The following is a 20,263-nucleotide window of genomic DNA, read 5'->3' on the forward strand; positions in this document are numbered from 1 at the left end:
AAACGGACGCTTCCTTTGTACTCACCCTCTCGGGCTTTCCTCCGGGCGCTTCCCTTTCGGTGTCTCCGACTCTATCAGACCCTTTTCCGTTGATCGAAATTCGGGTTGATCGCAGACATGCGAAACCGAATCGACAAAAGAAAGGATGTGGATCATCGGTGACCGCCCACGCTTCGGCTCGGCCTTCGTCGTGGGCAGGGGGACGACAGTACAGGCACGCCGAGAGCAGAGGCAAATCGGTTTTGCAGGGCTGCCGCGAGGCTGCTTGATCGCGCGCGCGTGAGCGCGTGCACGTGAGGCACGGGCCCGTGTGGGCGGGCGGCGCGTCCCCGCACGCGCGATCGGAATCCGTTGTTCCTATGACTTACGCTTCTGAGCGGTGCGCCGTCCTGGACAGGTTGCGACGGCGGCTGATCGATCCTCGCCCTTCGGAGGCTTCCCATGACCACCGTGACGTCCCCGCTGACCGGACGTGCCATCGGACTCTCGGCCGTTCCCGACCCGGTGTTCTCCGGGGCCATGGTGGGCCCCGGCACCGCCATCGACCCCGTCCGGGAGCGTACCGAGGCGCTGGCGCCCGTCGATGGCATCGTCGTCTCGCTCCACCCGCACGCCTTCGTCGTGGTGGACGCCGAAGGACACGGTGTGCTGACGCACCTGGGCATCGACACCGTGCAGCTCAACGGTGACGGGTTCGAGCTGCTGGCCGCCAAGGGCGACACCGTGCGGCGCGGCGATTCGATCGTGCGCTGGGACCCGGCCGCCGTGGAGGCGGCGGGCAAGTCGCCCGTCTCCCCCGTGGTGGCGCTCGAGGCAACCGCCGACTCGCTGACCGATGTCGTGGACGACGGCGACATCGAGGCGGGCAAGACCCTCTTCGGCTGGAGCTGACCCCCGGACCGGCTCCGTCGCACAGGACGCGCGGATCGCACAGATCCCACGGATCGCACGGGGCGCCGGTCACGCGTAAGAGGCGGAAGAGCGCGAGAGAGAACAGCGGTGGCCGTGAGCGAGCCGCCGCACCGAACCGGAGACGGGTGAGATGGACACAACGCTTCGAGGCGTCGGCGTCAGTCACGGGGTGGCGATCGGCGAGGTACGGCACATGGGCACCGCGGTACTGGAGCCCCCGGCCAAGCAGATCGGCCCCGACGAGGCCCCGCGCGAGCAGCAGCGGGCGCACCAGGCCGTGGAGGCGGTCGCCAACGACCTGATCGCGCGCGGCAATCTCGCGGGCGGCGAGGCCCAGGCCGTGCTCGAGGCGCAGGCGATGATGGCCCAGGACCCGGAGCTGATGGCCGACGTCGAGCGGCGGATCACCGTCGGGAGCACGGCCGAGCGTGCCGTGTACGACGCGTTCGCCGCCTACCGGGCTCTGCTGGCGGGCGCCGGTGACTATCTCGCCGGGCGGGTGGCCGACCTGGACGACGTGCGCAACCGCATCGTCGCTCGGCTGCTGGGCGTGCCGATGCCGGGCGTGCCGGACAGCGACCAGCCGTACGTGCTCATCGCCCGCGATCTCGCGCCCGCCGACACCGCGCTGCTGGACCCCGCGCTGGTGCTGGGCTTCGTGACCGAGGAGGGCGGTCCGACCAGTCACAGCGCGATCCTGGCGCGGGCGCTGGGCGTGCCCGCCGTCGTCGCGCTGCCCGGTGCAGGGGAGCTGGTGGAGGGCACCGTCGTCGCGGTGGACGGGAGCACCGGCGAGATCGTGGTCAACCCGGACGCGGACGAGCGGGCCGCGCTGGAGAAGGCCGCCGAGGAGCGCAAGGCCGCGCTGGAGGGCGTCAAGGGGCCGGGGGCGACCTCGGACGGGCACAAGGTGCCGCTGCTGGCGAACGTGGGCGGGCCCTCGGACGTGCCCGCGGCCGTGGAGGCAGGCGCCGAGGGTGTGGGCCTGTTCCGTACGGAGTTCCTGTTCCTGGACAACAGTGAGCAGGCGCCCTCGGAGGAGAAGCAGGTCGAGGCGTACCGGCAGGTGCTGGAGGCGTTCCCCGAGGGGCGTGTGGTCGTGCGCGTGCTGGACGCGGGCGCCGACAAGCCGCTGGACTTCCTGAGCCCGGGCGAGGAGCCGAACCCGGCGCTGGGCGTGCGCGGGCTGCGGACGCTGCTGGACCACCCCGAGGTGCTGCGCGGTCAGCTCCGTGCACTGGCCAAGGCCGCCGAGGGGCTGCCCGTCTACCTTGAGGTCATGGCGCCGATGGTGGCGGACCGTACGGACGCGAAGGCGTTCGCGGACGCGTGCCGCGAGGCCGGGCTGCGGGCGAAGTTCGGCGCGATGGTGGAGATCCCCTCCGCCGCGCTGCGGGCGAGGTCGGTCCTCCAAGAGGTGGAGTTCCTTTCGCTGGGCACCAACGATCTGGCGCAGTACACCTTCGCCGCCGACCGGCAGGTGGGTGCCGTCTCCCGGCTCCAGGACCCGTGGCAGCCCGCGCTGCTCGACCTGGTGTCGCTGTCCGCCGAGGCGGCGAAGGCCGAGGGCAAGAGCTGCGGCGTGTGCGGCGAGGCCGCGTCGGATCCGCTGCTGGCGTGTGTGCTGACGGGGCTCGGCGTGACGAGCCTGTCGATGGGCGCCGCCTCGATCCCGTATGTGCGCGCCACGCTGGCGAAGCACACGCTCGCGCAGTGCGAGCGTGCCGCTTCCGCCGCGCGGGCAGCGGACACCGCCGAGGAGGCGCGGATCGCCGCGCAGGCGGTGCTGTCCGGGGAGTGAGCGCGGGGGCCGGGGCGCCCCTGGCGTCCCCGGCGTCCCGGTGATCGCTGACGACGGTGATGACGGTAATGACGGCGACGGTGCCGGTCGGTCCGCTGCGGCGGGGCGGTCGGCACCGTTCGCGTTCCGGCGCCCGTCCGCGTACGGGCAGCGTCCCCGTGTGGCACGTGCGGCACGTATAGCTCTCAGCAGTGCAGGTCACCTCCCGGGTGGGGCAGTTCGAGTCCGGGGAGGTGATCGACGCCGTGCTCGGGCGGCACGGGATCGCCGGTGACGGGGTCCGTGCAGTAGGCCGTGAAGACCTCGGCGGCTGTGAGGGCGCGCAGCCAGTCGCCGTGGAGGTTCCAGCCGCGCACCGTGTCCCGGGCGCCCTCCCGTTCGGTGCGCAGGACCAGGCCGCCGGGGCTGTCCGTGGCGAGTCCGGCGGCCAGTGAGGTGGTGAGGGCGAGCGCCGCGGTCTCGTCGACGCGGAGGGCTCCGTCCTCGTCGGCGTACGCGTCGAGCGCGGTGACGAGCGGGGAGCCCGGGACGCCGACGCTGCACACCAGGTGGTGCGTGCCCTCCCCCGCCGCCTCCATGAGGAGGGACACCGCCCGCGCCGCGCGGTCCAGGGAGACGCGCGCGATATCGGCTCCGCAGGCCGCGCACGCGCCGGCGCGGGAGAGGACCTCGGCGGCCTTCTCCCAGGCGGCCCGGCACGCCTGGGTGTCGGTGAGGGCCTGGACGAGCCGGGCCATGGGCTGTCCCGTGTACGCCACCGTGGCCCCGGAGGCGGCGACCTCCGCGACATAGCGGGTGCGGCTCGCCGGGGTGTCGGGATCGAGGCGTTCCTCGTGGCAGAAGAGGCGGTAGTCCACGGCGTCGAAGACGGCGACGCGGGTGTGGATGCCCTCTCCGGAGAGTGAGCGCAGCAGTCCCTCCATCTGCCGCAGATACGTCCGGTGGTCCGCGAAGGTGAAGGAGCGATAGCCGCGCATCAGCGCGAAGTCGGACTCCTCCGCCAGGACGGCGACCGTGCTGGGCGCCTCGCGGCGCAGTGCCCTGTGCGGGCCGCGCTTCCGGCTGCGGGTGTGTGCCATGGGGTCCCCCCTGGGTGCGTACGGATCACTTGGTCACTCACCGTAATCGGGGGGTCTGACATCGGGCGCCGCTGCGGCCCCGCACGGGGTGCGGGGCCGCAGCGGTCAGGGGTCAGTGGTCAGGGGTCAGTGGTCAGGGGTCAGTGGCCAGGGGTCAGGCGTCGTGCGGGGTGCGTTCCCGCGCGAGGCGCTCGTAGAAGCGGAGCAGCTCGACGTTGTCGACGGAGCCGGGGTTGACGGCCTTGTCGAGCGGGGTGCCCTGGAGGAGCCGCTTGACCGGGACTTCGAGGCGCTTGCCCGTGAGGGTGTGCGGGACGCCGGAGATCTCGATGATCTCGTCGGGGACGTGGCGCGGTGACAGGCCCTCGCGGATGACGCGCTTGACGCGGTCGCGCAGCGCGTCGTCGAGGGTGGCGCCCTCCGCGAGGTGGACGAAGAGCGGCATCCAGTAGCCGCCGTCGGGCTGTTCGACGCCGATGACCAGGGATTCGCGGATCTCGGGGAGGCGTTCGACGGCCTCGTAGATGTCGGCCGAGCCCATGCGGACGCCCTGGCGGTTGAGGGTGGAGTCGGAGCGGCCGTGGATGACGACGGTGTTGCGCTCGGTGAGGGTGATCCAGTCGCCGTGGCGCCAGGTGCCGGGGAACATCTCGAAGTAGCTGTCGCGGTAGCGGGAGCCGTCGGGGTCGTTCCAGAAGCGGATCGGCATGGAGGGCATGGGCGTGGTGACGACGAGTTCGCCGACCTCGCCGATGAGGGGCTTGCCCTGCGGGTCCCACGACTGGAGCCCCGTGGCGAGGGAGGGCGCCTGGAGTTCGCCGGTGTGGACGGGGAGGGTGGGCACGGCTCCGGCGAAGCAGCTGCACACGTCCGTGCCGCCGCTGACGGAGGCGATCCACATGTCGGCGGAGACCTCGTCGTGGATCCAGCGGAAGCCGTCGGGCGGCAGCGGGGAGCCGGTGGTGGCGACGCACCTGACGCGGGAGAGGTCGAGGTCGCGCCCTGGGTGGACGTCCGCCTTCCGGCAGGCCATGACATAGGCGGCCGAGGTGCCGAAGACCGTGGCACCGGTCTCCGCCGCTACGCGCCACTGCGCTTCGGTGGACGGGTATCCGGGGCTGCCGTCGTAGGTGACGACCGTGCAGCCGGTGAGCAGTCCCGAGACGAGGAGGTTCCACATCATCCAGCCCGTGGAGGTGTACCAGAAGAAGCGGTCCTCGGGGCCCGTGTCGTTGTGGAGGCTCAGTTGCTTGAGGTGCTCCAGGAGGATGCCGCCCTGGGACTGGACGATGGCCTTGGGCAGGCCCGTGGTGCCCGAGGAGTAGAGCACCCACAGGGGGTGGTCGAAGGGGACCTGCTCGAAGACCGGTGAGGCGTCCTCGGAGCCGGCGGGGGCCGAGGTGACGGCGGACCATTCGAGGGCGCCCTCGGGGGCCGGGGTGCCGATGAGGGGGACGTGGACGACGGCGCGCAGGGTGGGCAGCTCACCGCGCAGTTCGGCGACGGTCTCGCGGCGGTCGTGCTCCTTGCCGCCGTAGCGGTACCCGTCGACGGTGAACAGGACAGTGGGCTCGACCTGCTGGAAGCGGTCCAGGACGCTGCGGGCGCCGAAGTCGGGGGCGCACGAGGTCCACACGGCGCCGACGGCCGCGGTGGCGAGGAGGGCGATGGCGGCTTCGGGGATGTTGGGGAGGTAGCCGCTGACGCGGTCGCCCGGACGGACGCCGAGGCGGCGCAGCTCGGCCGAGAGCGAGCCGACCTGGCGGCGGAGTTCGGACCAGGTGACGGGGGTGGGCTCGTGGCGCTCGTCGACGTGGAGCAGCGCTGGGTCGTCGGCGCGTGCCGGGTCCTCGGAGGCGCGCAGCGCGTGCTCGGCGTAGTTGAGGGTGGCGCCGGGGAACCAGCGGGCGCCTGGCATGGAGGCGTCGGCGAGGACAGTCTCGTAGGGGGTGGTGAAGCGGATGTCGAACCACTCGGTGACCGCCTGCCAGAAGGTGGTCAGCTCGTCGACGGACCAGCGTTGCAGGGCCGCGTAGCTCGCGACGGGGTCGCCCGGGGTGGCAGCCGGGGCGCCGTGCCGTTCGGCCGCCCACTTCTGGAAGCGGGTGATCCGGGCGCTCTCGACGCGTTCGGGGCCCGGCTGCCAGAGGGGTTCGGGCGCGGGGGACGGCGTCGTGCTGTGCGCTGCGGTCATTGCGGCTCCCTGGCTGGTCCCTGCGTTTTGCTACGCGTCGTGTCGTGGTGTGTCGTGCTGTGTCGTGTCGTGGCTGGTGCCGGCGTGTGGGTCGTCGTGTTCCGTGGTCGTCTTTCGTGGCCGTGCGGCCCGTCGTCCGGCGGGCCGGGATGCGCGGCGTGCGTGCTGGGGGTACGTGCGCGTGCGCGTGGCTGACCTGGACGATGCCACGTGATCAACTTGGACGCCAGGGTCGGCGTCACACCCCCGGGGTCCGGGGAATGTGGCCCGGCCACGGGTCGGCACGCGCGCAGGGGCGCGCGCCGCACGCGTCGTGCGCCGGGCGCGGGCGGCCCCGGAGGGCCGTCGGAGCCGAATCGGCGTCCCCTTGGCGAACGCCCGGCAACAAAGCGGGTGAACGGAAGTTGAACGGCACTGACTCACACCGGACACGATGGCAGGCTGAGCAGCATGGATGCGCGTGGCCTGGTGCGGTCGGTAAGAGTGGTCGGTGCGGCGCGGGGTGCGCGCGCCGTGCGGTCGGCGTGGCGGCGCAGGCGCGCGGACGCGGCGGGACTGCCCCGGCAGCGCGCGGAGAGAGCCCGGGTGCCGGGCCGGGTGAAGAGCGCGGAGCCCCAGCCGGGCGGTGGCGTGATCCGGTTCGAGCGCTCGTCGCTGCGCGTGCGGGTGGCGGCGGGCGGCGCGGTCTTCTGCGGCTGGGACGGAGCGGGCCCCGAGCCCTCGTACGCGCTCGCCCATCAGGTACCGGCCGCCGACACGCGGGCGCAGTTGGAGCCGGACAAGGACGGCGGCTGGCGAGTGGTCTCGGAGCGGATGCTGGTGACCGTCTCGCGGCACGGCGCCGTGGACATCAGGACGCCGGGCGGCGTGCTGCTCCGTCGCGAGATGCCCCCGCGCTGGTGGGAACCGGAGGGCGAGGAGCGGCAGGAGCCGCCGGAGGGCGAGGAGGGGCACGAGGGCCCCGAGGGACCGGGCGCGCGCTGGCTGGTGCGCTCCGAGGTGACGCCCGACGCGCGGTTCTTCGGCCTCGGCGGGCGGCCGGGCGGGCCCCGGCTGCGCGACGGCACGTACCGGCTGTGGAACACGGGTCCGGGCCCCTCCGGCACGGACCGGGTGCCCGTCTACGTCACCATGCCGGTGCAGCTCGTCGTGGCGGACGCGGGGACGCACCTGGTGTTCCACGACAACTCGTGGGACGGCGAGGTCACGCTGCGCGAGGGGCGCGAGGGCGGCGGCTCAGGCCACGACAGGCCGGGCCGCTGCGCGGTGCGGGTCAGCGGCGGGCCGCTCCGCTACTGGGTGATCGCGGGAGCGCCCGCGCGGGTGCTGTACGGCTGGGCCTCGCTGACGGGCGCTCCGGCGCTGCCGCCGCGCTGGGCGCTCGGCCATCAGCACGGGCGGTGGGGTTTCCGCGACGAGGCGGAGGTGCGCCGGGTGGCGGCCGGGTACCGGGAGCGGGGGCTGGCCCTGAAGGCGCTGCACCTGGACATAGACCACCTCGACGGGCACCGGGTCTTCACCGTCGACCGGGGGCGCTTCCCCGATCTGCCGCGCCTGGCCGCCGAACTGCGCGGTGAGGGGGTGCGGATGGTCTCGGCCGTCGATCCCGCCGTGAAGGCCGAGCGCGGCACCGCCGTCTACGACAGCGGCTCGGCGGCCGGGGCCTTCGTGCGGGACGCGCGCGGGCGCGAGGTGCGCGGGGTGGCGTGGGCGGGCGAGGCGGTCTTCCCCGACTTCACCGATCCGCTGGTGCGCAAGTGGTGGAGCGGGCTGTACGCGGAACGGCTCGCGCAGGGCTTCTCCGGGGTGTGGCACGGCAGGAACGAGCCGACGTCCTTCGCCGCGTTCGGCGATCCCACGCTCCCCCTCTCGTCGCGGCACGCCCTGGAGGGCCGGGGCGGCGACCACAGGGAGGCGCACAACGTCTACGCGCTGACCATGGCGCGCGCCGGGCACGAGGGGCTGCGGGAACTGCGGCCCCAGGAGCGCCCGTTCCTCTTCTCGCGCTCCGGCTGGGCGGGGATGCAGCGATACGGCGGCTCCTGGTCGGGCGAGGTGGCCACGGGGTGGGCGGGGCTGCGTGCCTCGCTGTCGCTGGTGCTCGGCATGGGGCTGTGCGGGGTGCCGTATTCGGGCCCCGACATCGGGGGGTTCACGGGGACGCCGTCACCCGAGCTGTATCTGCGCTGGTTCCAGCTGGGCGCGTATCTGCCGCTGTTCCGCACCTTCGGGGCCAAGTGGGCGGGCCGGAGGGAGCCGTGGGAGTTCGGGCCCGAGGTGCTGGAGCACTGCACGGCGGCGCTGGCGGAGCGGGAGCGGCTGCTGCCCTACTTCGTCACCCTCGCGCAGTTGGCGCACCGCACGGGCGCCCCGTATGTGCGGCCCGTGTGGTGGCAGCATCCGCGGGACCGGGCGCTGCGCGACTGCGAGGACGCGTTCCTGCTGGGGGACGCGCTGCTGGTGGCGCCCGTGCTGGAGGAGGGGGTCAGGCGGCGTGCGGTGCGGCTGCCGCGCGGACGCTGGTACGACACGGCGACGGGGCGCGCGTACGAGGGCCCGGGGACGGTGCACGTCGAGGCTCCGCTGTCGCGGATACCGGTGCTGGTGCGGGCCGGTGCGGCGCTGCCGGTCAGGGGCGACGGCGGGGAGACGGAGCTGGAGGTGTGGGCCCCGGCTGCGGGCCGCACGGGGAGCGGGCTGGTGATCGCGGACGCGGGGGACGGCTGGGAGCGTTCAGAGCCGGAGCGCTTCACGGTGCTGCTGCGCGGGGGAAAGCCGGTGGTCGGGCGGGGTAACGGGGAGCCCGTGGGGTATCCGGTCCGGGTCCGCACCTGATAGATGAAGGGGTCATGGCAATCAGACGACCCTTCCGGGGCATCGGGTTCGCGGCGGCGCTCTTCGCCGCCGCCTCCCTCCTCACCGTCGCACCAGAGGCACAGGCCGATGCGCGGACTCAGGCGCAGGCTCAGACGCGGGCCGCGCCGGAGCCGAAGGCTCCCGAGGAGTTCGTCGCCCTGCGCGACGTCGACAAGTCGATCCTCCAGGAGATCCGCTATCCCACGGAGCACAACTTCGTGGGTGAGCCGGTCGACGGCTACCGCCAGCCCCTGTGCATCGTCACCAAGGACACCGCCAAGGCGCTGCACAAGGCCCAGGTCTCCTTCCTGAAGCGTGGCTACTCCCTGAAGGTGTACGACTGCTACCGGCCGCAGCGGGCCGTCGACCACTTCGTGGCGTGGGCCAAGGACCTCGACGACCAGCGGATGAAGGACGAGTTCTATCCGCGCGTGGACAAGACGCGCCTCTTCGAGGACGGCTACATCGCCGAGAAGTCGGGGCACAGCCGCGGCAGCACCGTCGATCTGACGCTGGTGAAGCTCCCGGCCCAGCCGACGCGTCCGTACGAGCCCGGTGAGCCGCTCGTGCCCTGCTTCGCTCCCCAGGAGGAGCGCTTCCCTGACAACTCGATCGACATGGGGACGGGCTTCGACTGCTTCGACACGCTGTCCCACACGCTCGATCCGCGCGTCCAGGGCGAGCAGCGGGAGAACCGGCTGCGGCTGAAGGACGGCCTTGAGGCGGCCGGGTTCACGAACCTGCCCGAGGAGTGGTGGCACTTCACGCTCTCGGACGAGACGTTCCCCGACAGCTACTTCGACTTCCCCGTCGACCGGCGCTCACTCGAAGGCAAGCGGAAGTAGCCGCGCCGCGCACCCCAGGGCAACGCGCGGGGCAACGCGCGACGGCGGCTCGGGACCACCCCCGTGGGCCCCGTGCCGCCGTCGGCGCTCGTGACACCCGGCTCGTTCCCGTGCCAGACTCCTGACGACCCATCAGATTTGATGGGGCGCGGAGCCGCGACACCCAGGGAGGGACCGGTGCCACCTATACGTACGCCCGTCGCCGATGGATGGTTCAGCGAAGAGGGCGGGGATTTCACCCTTCTCGGTACCAGATGCCTCACCTGTACCTCGGTCTTCTTCCCGCGCGAGGACACCTTCTGCCGCAACCCCTCGTGCGCCGGTACACGCCTGGAGGAGGTGCCGCTCTCGCGGCGTGGCCGCGTGTGGTCCTACACGGACGGGCGCTACCAGCCGCCCCCGCCCTACGTCTGGGACGCGGACCGTGAGTGGGAGCCATACGCGCTGGTCGCCGTCGAGCTGGAGGCGGAGCGCATGGTGGTGCTCGGGCAGGCGCCGCCCGGGGTCACGGTGGACGACCTGGCCGTCGGCATGGAGGTCGAGGTGGTGCCCGGCGTGCTCAACGAGGACGCGGAGCACATCTGGACCACCTGGCACTGGAAGCCCGTGCCCGTGGAGGGCGCGCGGTGAGCGCCGCGACGCACGAGGGCGGGGACGTGACGCCGCAGGGCGGGGACGTGGCCGTCCTCGGCGCGGGGATGCACCCCTGGGGCAAGTGGGGCCGCCCCTTCGTCGAGTACGGGGTGACGGCGGCCAGGGAGGCGCTGGCGGACGCGGGCCTGGAGTGGAGCGACGTCGACTCGGTCGTCGGCGCCGACACCGTGCGCGGCGGCTACCCCGGCTATGTGGCGGGCTCGACGTTCGCGCGGGCGCTGGGCTGGCAGGGCGCGCGCGTCACCAGCGTGTACGCCGCCTGCGCCTCGGGAGCCCAGGCCGTGGCCACGGCACGCGCGCAGATCCTCTCGGGCATGGCGGAGACGGTGCTGGTGGTCGGGGCCGACGCCGCGCCCAAGGGCTTCTTCCGGCCCGCGGGCGGCGACCGCGCCGACGACCCGGACTGGCAGCGCTTCCGGATCCTGGGCGCGACCAACCCCGCGTACTTCGCGCTCTACGCGCGCCGCCGGATGGCCCTGTACGGCGACACGGCCGAGGACTTCGCCCACGTCAAGGTCAAGAACGCGGCTGCCGGGACGCTGAATCCGTACGCGCGCTACCGCAAGGAAGTCAGCCCAGGAGACGTCGCCGCCTCGCCCGTCGTGGCCGATCCGCTGCGGCTGCTGGACATCTGCGCCACCTCCGACGGAGGCGCGGCGCTCGTCCTCTCCAGCCTCGGTTTCGCCCGCCGCCACGGCGCCGCGCGCCCCGTGCGCGTCCGCGCCGTCTCCACCGTCACACCGCGCTACCCGAACACCCTGCTGGACCTCCCGTACCTGGCGACCGACTCGGCCGCCGCCGTGCCGGAACCGGAGCGCGGCTTCCGCGCCTCGATCGCGGACGCCGCCTACGAGGAGGCGGGACTCGGGCCAGGGGACATGTCGCTGGCAGAGGTGTACGACCTGTCCACCGCGCTGGAACTCCAGTGGTATGAGGACCTCGGATTCGCCGCCGAGGGCGAGGGCGCCGCGCTGCTGCGCTCGGGCGGCACGAAGCTCGGCGGGCGGCTCCCCGTCAACACGAGCGGGGGCCTGGCCTCCTTCGGTGAGGCCGTGCCCGCGCAGGCCATCGCGCAGGTCTGCGAGCTGACGTGGCAGTTGCGCGGCGTCGCGGGCGAGCGCCAGGTCCCGGGGGCCAGGGCGGGGATCAGCGCGAACCAGGGCCTGTTCGGTCACGGCTCGTCGGTGATAGCGGTGCGGTAGCCCTTCGCAGGGTGCGGAAGGAAACGGGGGTGCTTTGTTCGTCGGGGGTGTTGCGCGGGACGGTTCGCCGGTGAGGTGGGCGCCGCAGGGTCCCGCGCTGATTTTGTGCCCCTGCCCGGGGGTGCCGTCGTGTGGCGGGGCGCCGTGTTCGGCTGCCTGGCCGGTGGCTTCGGCGCGGCGTATGGACCGGTGCGTCGCGGCTGGCGCCGCGTGATTCTTGGCTTGCGCCGGTGGCCGTGTGGGATTGCTGTGTGGTGGGGGTCGGCGCCGCGCCGGGGTGTCTCCTCGGCGTGAAGGTCTCGCGTTCGGCTTTCCGCCGGTGACTTGCTCGTCCTGCGGGGACACCCCACCGCACCACCTCCCACCCGGTGACCAACAGCAGGTCGGTGCCCCCTCCGCTTGTCACCATGCTGTGTGCCCGCACCTGACGGTACGGACCCAGCCCTGCCCGGGAAGCCGACGACGGCGGCCCACCACCCTTGTTGTGGGCAAGCGTCCCGCTCGGCGGGACGGGTGGGCACAACCCGTGCCACCGGGCCGCAGTCGCGCAACGAACCCCAGGGGGCTCCGACAGAGCGCACCCCCACGAGAAACGGGCACCCCGTGCGGGGGGCAACGTCGCGCCCTGTGAGAGAGCGCCGCCCGTGAAGGGCCAACCCCCCGTTTCAATCCGCACCCCGCGAAGGGAGCCGCACCCCGCGAAGGGGAACCGCGGACGCGGCCAGTCCGCACCGTCCATGACCTTGACGGCCCCTCACCAGCGTTGAACACTGCCGTCACGCTCGTCGCGGAGGCCGGGCGTGGCGCGGGCCACCTGGCTTCGCCGTCCCCTGGCGCCGCTCCGTAGCCACGGAAGCACGCACCCTACAGGGGACCGCCGGGGCCGCCACCCCGGCCGAGGGCACTAGGAGCCGTTCATGGACCAATTCTCCAACGGGGACATTTTCGCGGGTGAGATCATCGGCACCGCGATCCTGATCCTCTTCGGCGCGGGCGTCTGCGCCGCGGTCAATCTGCGCTTCTCGAAGGCGAAGGAGGGCGGCTGGATCGTCATCGCCTTCGGCTGGGGCATGGGCGTCCTGGCGGGCGCGTACACCGCGGCGCCCCTGTCCGGGGGGCACCTCAACCCCGCGGTCACCGTCGGCATCGCCATGGACACCGGCCAGTGGGGGAAGGTCCCCGTCTACTTCCTGGGGCAGATGATCGGCGCGATCATCGGCGCGGTGCTCGCCTGGGGCGTGTACTACGCGCAGTTCACCGCGAACACGGACCCGGAGTTCGCGCAGGACACCCTCGGCAACTTCTCCACGATCCCCGAGGTCCGCAATCCCGTCGCCAACCTCATCACCGAGGTCATCGCGACGATGGCGCTGGTGCTGCCCGTGCTGGCCTTCGGCCTCACCAAGGGCCTCGGCGAGTCCGGTACCGCGACGCTGATCGTGGCGCTGCTCGTCGTCGGCATCGGTCTCTCCCTCGGCGGGCCCACGGGCTACGCCATCAACCCCGCCCGCGACCTCGGCCCTCGCATCGCCCACTCGCTGCTGCCGATCCCCAACAAGGGGACCTCCGACTGGGGTTACGCCTGGGTCCCCGTCGTCGGCCCCCTGCTCGGCGCCGTGATCGCGGCCGGGATCTTCAAGCTCGCCTACTGACCACGCCGGGGCGGGACGGACGCCCCTGGCTCACCGGCCTCCTGAGCGCACTTCCGAGAGGGACGTGACCATGACGGACAAGTACGTCGCCGCAATCGACCAGGGCACCACCTCCAGCCGCTGCATCGTCTTCGACCACGACGGCGCGATCGTCGCCGTCGACCAGCGCGAGCACCGCCAGATCTTCCCCAAGCCGGGCTGGGTGGAGCACGACGCCACCGAGATCTGGTCCAAGGTCCAGGCCGTGGTCGCGGGCGCCCTCGCCAAGGCGGGACTGCGCGCCGACCAGCTCAGCGCCCTGGGCATCACCAACCAGCGCGAGACGACGGTCATGTGGGACCGCGCCACGGGCAAGCCCGTGCACAACGCCATCGTCTGGCAGGACACCCGCACCTCTGCCCTGTGCGCGGAGCTGGGCGGGGACGACGGCCAGGACCGCTTCCGCGACCGTACGGGGCTGCCGCTGGCCAGCTACTTCTCCGGGCCCAAGGCGGCCTGGCTGCTGGACAACGTGCCGGGGCTGCGGCAGCGCGCGGCGAACGGCGAGATCGCCTTCGGCACCATCGACTCATGGCTCATCTGGAACCTCACCGGCGGCACGGACGGCGGCGTGCACGTCACCGACGTGACCAACGCGGGCCGGACCATGCTGATGAACCTGGAGACGCTCCAGTGGGACCAGTCCATCCTCGACGCGATGGATGTGCCCGCCTCGGTGCTGCCCGAGATCAAGTCCTCGGCCGAGGTCTACGGGAGGGCCGTCGGGCAGTTGGCCGGGGTGCCCGTCGCGTCGGCGCTCGGTGACCAGCAGGCGGCGGTGTTCGGGCAGACCTGCTACGGGGTCGGCGAGGCCAAGAACACCTACGGCACCGGCTCCTTCCTGCTGCTCAACACGGGCACGCGCCCGGTGGCCAGCAAGAACGGCCTGCTGACGACGATGGGCTACCAGCTCGGCGGCGAGGACGCCGTCTACTGCCTCGAAGGCTCCATCGCCATCACGGGCGCGCTGGTGCAGTGGTTCCGCGACCAGCTCGGCATCATCTCCGACGCCTCGGAGATCGAGCCGCTGGCGGCCAGCGTGGAGGACAACGGCGGCGCGTACATCGTGCCCGCCTTCTCCGGGCTCTTCGCCCCGTACTGGCGCTCGGACGCGCGCGGCGTCGTCACCGGGCTGACCCGCTACGTCACCAAGGCGCATCTGGCGCGGGCCGTCCTGGAGGCCACGAGCTGGCAGACCCGGGAGGTCGTGGACGCGATGTACCAGGACTCGGGCGTCCAGATCACCACGCTCAAGGTCGACGGCGGCATGACAGCGAACGGGCTGCTGATGCAGCATCAGGCGGACGTGCTCGGGGTGCCGGTGATCCGGCCCGTGGTCGCCGAGACGACCTGTCTGGGCGCGGCCTACGCGGCCGGGCTCGCGACGGGCGTGTGGTCGGACCTGGACGAGCTGAAGGCGCACTGGAAGCGGGACGCGGAGTGGACCCCGGCCATGGACGCGGGGGCGCGCGAGCGGGAGTACGCGAACTGGCGCAAGGCCGTGGAGCGCAGCTTCGGCTGGCACGAGGACGGCGAGGGCTGAGCCCTCTCGCTGAGCCCTCTCCTGGTCCGCCTGCCCTGACGCCGCCCTCCCCAGGAGTCCGGAGATCCGGTCCGGTCCGGTCCGGTCCGGATCCGTGTCCGGGACCGGGGAGGGCGGCGTTCGGGGTGCCTTACGGGGCGGCGTTCAGGACGTGGCCGCGGGCTGCGACCCCGCCGCGCGGTCCGCGATCCGCATCGCGTGCTCGACGACCGAGACCAGCACGTCGCGCGCCGACTGCCGCGTACGCGCGTCGCACAGCATCACCGGCACGTGCGCGTCCAGGTCGAGCGCTTCCCTGATCGTCTCGGGCGGGTAGCGATCCGTTCCCTCGAAGCAGTTGACGGCCACCGTGAAGGGGATGCCGCGCCGCTCGAAGTAGTCGATGCCCGCGAAGCTGTCCTCCAGCCGCCGGGTGTCGACGAGGACCACGGCGCCGAGCGCGCCCTGTGCCAGCTCGTCCCACAGGAACCAGAAGCGGTCCTGGCCCGGGGTACCGAAGAGGTACAGGACGAGGTCTTCCTTGATCGTGATCCGGCCGAAGTCCATGGCCACTGTGGTGGTGGACTTGCTCTCCACCCCCGAGGTGTCGTCCACGGCGCTGCCCGCCTCGGTCAGCGTCTCCTCGGTGCGCAGCGGTCTGATCTCGCTGACCGCTCCGACGAGGGTGGTCTTGCCGACGCCGAAACCGCCCGCGACCAGGATCTTCAGTGTCACGGGTTCGACCGGTGCGGTCTTCCCTCCACCGCGCTTAGAGCGCCCGAAGGCCATTGATTACCTCTCTGAGGATGCTCTCGTCCGGCAGCTCCGCCGGGGGGACGGGGCGGCTGACGCGGACCAGTTCCGCGTCGATGAGATCGCCGATGAGGACGCGTACGACGCCCACCGGCAGGTCGAGTTCCGCTGCCAGCTCGGCCACCGACTGGGGCGAGGCCCGGCAGAGCTTGACGATGTCGAGGTGTTCGGGAGCCAGGGTGCGGTAGGCGTGCAGATCGGCGTCCCCGTAGGGGAGATCGTCCCCGTAAGGGTCCTCGTCCCCGTAGGGGAAACCGGTGTCCCCGTAGGGGCCGGTGCCGTTGCCGTTCGGGTGCGCGCCGGGGGCGCCGTCGGTGCTGTCGGCACCGGCGGCGTCCGCCGCGCCGTCAGGGCTCTCCGCGATCACCAGTGCGATGAGGTCGAGCCGGTGCTGTCCGGTGCTGCTGCGGGTGCGGCCACGCGTCATCGCGTACGGCCGCACCACGGGCCCCGCCGCGTCGTCGAACCAGCGGTCCTTCATCGGCCCGTCCAACCCGTCCCGTCAGCTTCCGCCGAGGTCCGAGCGTGGCGCGGTGCCCAGGTGGGCGCCGACCCGCTTCACCAGCAGGGTCATCTCATACGCGACGAGGCCCACGTCCGAGTCGGCGTCGGCGAGCACCGCGAGGCAACTGCCGTCGCCCGCGGCGGTGACGAAGAGGAACGCCTCGTCCAGCTCGACGACGGTCTGTCTGACCGTACCGGCGTCGAAGTGGCGGCCGACACCCTTGGCCAGGCTGTGGAAGCCGGAGGCCACCGCCGCGAGGTGCTCGCCGTCCTCACGGGTGAGGTCCTGGGAGGCCCCTCTGGGGAGCCCGTCGCCGGAGAGGACGAGGGCCTTGCGGATACTGCCGACGCGCTGGACCAGCTCGTCGAGGAGCCAGTTCAGCTCGCCGCCCTGCGAGGCGGTGTTCGCTGTGGCTTTTGGTGCGGTCATCGACCGTCCCCCTCCGGTGTCGTTCCTGGTGCTGTCTCCCCCGCATCATCCCCCGTCGGCGCGGCGTTCTCCGCACGTCCGCGCTGCCAGCCGCGCTGGAGCGAGGCCATGCGGCTGCGTACCTCGTCCGCGTCGCGGTCCCAGGGCCGGTCGGCCTCGGAGGCGCCGCCGGTGCGACGGGCCTCCCCCGCGGGCCGGCCCGCCTCGCGAGCCTCCTTCTTGAGCTGGGGCGCGAGGCTGGCCTGGCGCACCCGCCTCGGCAGCCCGCCGAGTTGCGCGGGCCTGTCCACGGGCGCCTCGTCTCCCGCCCCGGGGGACGGCGGGGTCCGGTGCGCCGCACCGGGCTCCGGCTCCGTACGGGAGCCGGGTCCTGCGTCCGGGGAAGGACTGGCGGAGGAACCGGCCCACGGGCCGGGTTCGGCCCGTTCCGGCTCGCTCCCCGGCCGCCCCGGGATGCCTTGTGTTTGCTCCGGATCGCTTTCGCGTCCGTTTCCGAACCCGCTGCTCCCGCGCTGCCTCGCGCGCCCTGCGGAGTCGCCCGGTTCGCCCGGTTCACCCGGCGCGACGGCCTCGGCGTCTTCGGAGCGCCGCTCGCGCCGTGGGAGGCGCTTGCCGTCCCCCACGGTGCGCCCGTGGTCGGAGATCAGCACGGGGGTGTGGGGGCGGCGGCGCGGCAGGGGCGCGGGGCGGCCGTCGTCGCCCGGACTGCCCGGACTGCCCGGACTCCGCTCGCCCGCGCCCTTGCCACCCGGCGCCTTCTCCCCCGAGCCCTTCTCGCCGGGGCCCGCCGAGGGCAGCGACGGGTCGGTCTCGTCGTCGGCCAACTGGTGCTGCTCGGGCGCGGGTCCGGAGCCGGATCCCGGGCCCGGAGCCGGTGCCGTACTCCTGCCCTTGCGGTTGCGGAAGAGCCTGCCACCGCTGTCGGGGCCGTCCAGCTCGCCGAGCGGTGCCTCCAGCTCGACGGGCCCGTCCAGCGCGTCCAGCACACGGCGCGCCGTGCTGCTCTCCAGGGAGGGGACCCGCGCCTTGGTGAGCGCGTCGCGCCGCTTGCTCAGCGGCTCCTGGCCCGCGCCGCTCTCGACGGTGCCGCGCTGCTCGCGCTCGTCGTCGCGGGCCGGGGTCTCGGTGAGCACTGCGCCCGGGATCAGGACCACCGCTGTGGTGCCGCCGTACGGGGAGGGCTGGAGCGAGACGCGGACGCCCTGGCGCTGGGCGAGCCGGGAGACGACGAACAGGCCGAGCCGGTCCGTGTCGGACAGCTCGAACTCCGGGGTCTCGGCGAGCCGCAGGTTGGCGTCGAGGAGCGCGTCGGCAGCCATGCCCAGGCCGCGGTCGTGGATCTCCAGGGTGAAGCCGTTGGCGACCCGTTCGCCGAGCACCTGGACCGCCGTGTGGGGCGGCGAGAACACCGTGGCGTTCTCCAGGAGTTCGGCGATCAGGTGGGTGAGGTCGGCGACCGCGCTGCCGTCGACGGCCAGCCGGGGCAGCCTGCGCACCTCGATGCGCTCGTAGTCCTCCACCTCGGCGACGGCCGCGCGCACCACGTCCATGAGCTGCACCGGCTTGCGCCACTGCCGGGAGGGCGCGGCACCGGAGAGGATGACCAGGCCCTCGGCGTGCCGCCGCATGCGGGTGGTGAGGTGGTCGAGCCGGAAGAGGTCGGCCAGTTCGTCGGCGTCCTCGGTGCGGCGTTCCATGGTGTCGAGGAGGGTGAGCTGACGGTGCAGCAGCACCTGGTTCCTGCGGGCGAGGTTGACGAAGACCTCGGAGACGCCCTGGCGCATGTCGGCCTGCTTGACGGCCGCCTCGACGGCGGCGCGCTGGAGGGTGTTGAGCGCCTGCCCGACCTGGCCCGTCTCGTCGGGCGGGTAGTCCAGGCGCGGCGCCTCGGTCTCCACGTCGATCTGCTCGCCGGCGGCGAGCCGCCGCATGACGCTGGGCAGCCGCACCCCGGCCGACTCGTTGGCCTGTTTGCGCAGCGTGCTCAGGTCGCGGACCAGTTCACGGCCCACCCGGAAGGAGATCACGAGTGAGGCCAGGACGGCGATGAAGCCCAGCACGCCGGCGGCGCCCGCCTGGACGAGCACCTTCGTGGCGGCCGGTTCCATCCGCTGCTTGTAGCGCTCGCCCGCCTCGTACCCCAAGCGTTCGAGGTCGGTGAGGACGGTGGAGGCCGCTGCCTCCCAGCGCTCGGAGTCGACGATGCCGGTGGCGCCGCGCGCTCCGGCGCCGATGATGGCGTCCTCGTAGCTGCGCAGCGTGCGGCCGTCGGTGCCGTTCCAGTACTTGTCGAAGCGTTCGCGTTCCTCGGCGGGCAGCGACTGGAGGTTGGTCTCGTAGGCGAGGTTGCGCTCTGCCACCCGGTCGGAGAAGGCGCGCCGGTCGCCCTTGGTCATGTGCCCCGCGGCGAGTGCCGCCGACATCAGTGCGTCCTCGCGGGCCAGGTATTCACGGGCGCGGGTGAGGCCGACGAGGGCGCGGCTCTGCTTCTCCAGCTCGGGGTCGTTGAGGCCGCCGAGGGAGGTGAGGAACGTGTAGCAGGGGTCGATGAGTTCGTTGTACGCCTGGAAGGCGCCCCCGCGCGTGAGGGTGTTGTCCTCGACCTTGGAGCGGACCTTGTGCAGGCCGTCGAGACCGTCCACGAGGTCGTCGAGGCGGGCGAGGGAGGTGTGGCTCAGGCCGGAACGGACGCCGGAGTCGGCGGCGTTGGAGCGTATCTTGGAGACGGTGCTGTCCGTCTCGCGCTGCTGCTTGTGGAGCCGGGTGAGGGCGTCGGAGCGGCGCGGATCGGCCAAGTAGACGAGAATCTGCCGCCGTTCGTTCTGTATCGCCTGCGCGGTGTCCTCGGCCGGGTAGCCGACCTTGTCCAGCGTGTCGGAGGCGTCGAGGAGTTCGGCGGCCTCGCGGGTGGTGATGTAGGTGGCGAATCCCCAGATGGACACGAGGGAGACGAGCGGCACCAGCAGCAGCACCACGATCTTCCGGCGGATCGACTTCCCGCGAAAGCGCATGGCCTCCCCTACGTCAACCCCACCGCGCGGGGGCGAGTTTCGACAGCAAACGGCGCGAGCCTACTACTGCGGTGAGGCCCACTCGTAGATGTGTCCGTGCGTGGGAACAGGGCGTCCAGGGTGCCTCATCCTGAGTTGTCCGTCGATGCCCCGACACGTGTTCGGAGATTGTGGCGCAGGACACGCACGTGGAACGGTAAGCGTATGGAAGATCGTGAAGGGGGAGTGAAGGATCCATGTACGCAAAGCCCAGGCTGCCCGACCCGGTCCGCGCAGCGGCTGTCCGCGCGGTCGTCATCGTCGCGCTGACCCTGGTTCTCGTGATGGTCGCCGTGCTGTGCTCGCTGGCCGGAGTGTGGCTGGCCTTTCCGATGGTCCTGGCCACCGTCGCCGGGACGGTCGTGGCGACGTGGGCGGTGCTGGACGTGTGGGTGACCCGGCAGGTCTGGATCCAGCGGCACGGCGTGGTCTCGGAGCCCAGCAGCGCGGCCCGCTCCCGTGCGTGGGCACGGGAGCGGGAACGAGAACGGGCGCGGGCGCAGGAGCGGGAGCGGGGACGTGAGCGCGCGGGGGACGCGCGGGTGCCGGGGCCGCGTGGTCCGGGCCGGAGCCCCGGTCCCGGTCCCGCGTACGGGCCGGGGTACGACGCCGGTTACGGGCCCGGACGGGCACGCGGGCACGCCGCGGGTGAACAGGCGGGCGCCACGCGACGGGCCGACGGACGGCGCTGAGCACCCACGCCGGGCCCC

At 72.6% G+C, this 20,263-nt stretch carries 15 protein-coding genes; 9 read left to right on the plus strand and 6 right to left on the minus strand.

What is annotated here, in order from left to right; genetic code table 11:
* Positions 1-441: 441 nt before the first annotated feature.
* Together ACYVOO_RS07145 and ptsP are read left to right on the plus strand one after the other, a co-directional pair.
* Positions 442-891 carry a PTS sugar transporter subunit IIA gene (locus ACYVOO_RS07145; protein ID WP_461014775.1) on the plus strand — a complete coding sequence of 150 codons (450 nt, stop codon included), beginning with the start codon at positions 442-444 and terminating at the stop codon, positions 889-891.
* A gap of 151 nt (positions 892-1,042) precedes the next feature.
* Positions 1,043-2,713: a phosphoenolpyruvate--protein phosphotransferase gene (gene ptsP, locus ACYVOO_RS07150; RefSeq protein ID WP_461014776.1), complete on the plus strand. Its 1,671-nt coding sequence runs from the start codon at positions 1,043-1,045 to the stop codon at positions 2,711-2,713.
* A 185-nt stretch (positions 2,714-2,898) separates the two neighbouring features.
* On the opposite strand, the gene ACYVOO_RS07155 is transcribed toward ptsP, so the two are convergent.
* Both ACYVOO_RS07155 and ACYVOO_RS07160 read right to left on the minus strand, forming a co-directional pair.
* Positions 2,899-3,792, minus strand: a complete 894-nt coding sequence (locus ACYVOO_RS07155) for a hypothetical protein (protein WP_461014777.1) — start codon at positions 3,790-3,792, stop codon at positions 2,899-2,901.
* Between the two features lie 154 nt (positions 3,793-3,946).
* Positions 3,947-5,986: an acetoacetate--CoA ligase gene (locus ACYVOO_RS07160; protein WP_461014778.1), complete on the minus strand. Its 2,040-nt coding sequence runs from the start codon at positions 5,984-5,986 to the stop codon at positions 3,947-3,949.
* 450 nt (positions 5,987-6,436) lie between these two features.
* Between ACYVOO_RS07160 and ACYVOO_RS07165 the strand changes: the two genes are divergently transcribed.
* The 6 genes from ACYVOO_RS07165 (at position 6,437) to glpK (ending at position 14,777) form a co-directional block, all read left to right on the plus strand.
* Positions 6,437-8,821: a glycoside hydrolase family 31 protein gene (locus ACYVOO_RS07165; RefSeq protein WP_461014779.1), complete on the plus strand. Its 2,385-nt coding sequence runs from the start codon at positions 6,437-6,439 to the stop codon at positions 8,819-8,821.
* 14 nt (positions 8,822-8,835) lie between these two features.
* Positions 8,836-9,687 (plus strand): M15 family metallopeptidase, encoded by an 852-nt coding sequence (locus tag ACYVOO_RS07170; protein WP_461014780.1) that lies wholly within the window; start codon positions 8,836-8,838, stop codon positions 9,685-9,687.
* Positions 9,688-9,864: 177 nt separating this feature from the next.
* Entirely contained in the window at positions 9,865-10,317 is a 453-nt protein-coding gene (locus ACYVOO_RS07175; RefSeq protein WP_461014781.1) for a Zn-ribbon domain-containing OB-fold protein, read from the plus strand.
* Entirely contained in the window at positions 10,314-11,543 is a 1,230-nt protein-coding gene (locus ACYVOO_RS07180; protein WP_461014782.1) for a lipid-transfer protein, read from the plus strand. The genes ACYVOO_RS07175 and ACYVOO_RS07180 overlap by 4 nt, the downstream gene beginning before the upstream one ends.
* A gap of 917 nt (positions 11,544-12,460) precedes the next feature.
* Positions 12,461-13,195 (plus strand): MIP/aquaporin family protein, encoded by a 735-nt coding sequence (locus ACYVOO_RS07185; protein WP_461014783.1) that lies wholly within the window; start codon positions 12,461-12,463, stop codon positions 13,193-13,195.
* Positions 13,196-13,265: 70 nt separating this feature from the next.
* On the plus strand, positions 13,266-14,777 hold the full coding sequence (gene glpK / locus ACYVOO_RS07190; protein WP_461014784.1) for a glycerol kinase GlpK: 1,512 nt from the start codon (positions 13,266-13,268) through the stop codon (positions 14,775-14,777).
* A 144-nt stretch (positions 14,778-14,921) separates the two neighbouring features.
* On the opposite strand, the gene ACYVOO_RS07195 is transcribed toward glpK, so the two are convergent.
* Genes ACYVOO_RS07195 through ACYVOO_RS07210 form a run of 4 tightly spaced genes read right to left on the minus strand, consistent with a single transcriptional unit; the run spans position 14,922 to position 19,514 of the window.
* Positions 14,922-15,545, minus strand: a complete 624-nt coding sequence (locus tag ACYVOO_RS07195) for a GTP-binding protein (RefSeq protein ID WP_461014785.1) — start codon at positions 15,543-15,545, stop codon at positions 14,922-14,924.
* Positions 15,526-16,050, minus strand: a complete 525-nt coding sequence (locus tag ACYVOO_RS07200; RefSeq protein WP_461014786.1) for a DUF742 domain-containing protein — start codon at positions 16,048-16,050, stop codon at positions 15,526-15,528. The genes ACYVOO_RS07195 and ACYVOO_RS07200 overlap by 20 nt, the downstream gene beginning before the upstream one ends.
* A gap of 21 nt (positions 16,051-16,071) precedes the next feature.
* Entirely contained in the window at positions 16,072-16,503 is a 432-nt protein-coding gene (locus tag ACYVOO_RS07205) for a roadblock/LC7 domain-containing protein (RefSeq protein ID WP_453348183.1), read from the minus strand.
* On the minus strand, positions 16,500-19,514 hold the full coding sequence (locus ACYVOO_RS07210) for a nitrate- and nitrite sensing domain-containing protein (protein WP_461014787.1): 3,015 nt from the start codon (positions 19,512-19,514) through the stop codon (positions 16,500-16,502). Before ACYVOO_RS07210 ends, ACYVOO_RS07205 begins: the two co-directional genes overlap by 4 nt.
* 236 nt (positions 19,515-19,750) lie before the next feature.
* Between ACYVOO_RS07210 and ACYVOO_RS07215 the strand changes: the two genes are divergently transcribed.
* A complete protein-coding gene (locus ACYVOO_RS07215) occupies positions 19,751-20,245 on the plus strand; it encodes a hypothetical protein (protein WP_461014788.1) in 495 nt (164 codons plus the stop codon).
* Positions 20,246-20,263: the final 18 nt, after the last annotated feature.

The organism is Streptomyces daliensis, assembly GCF_054782395.1.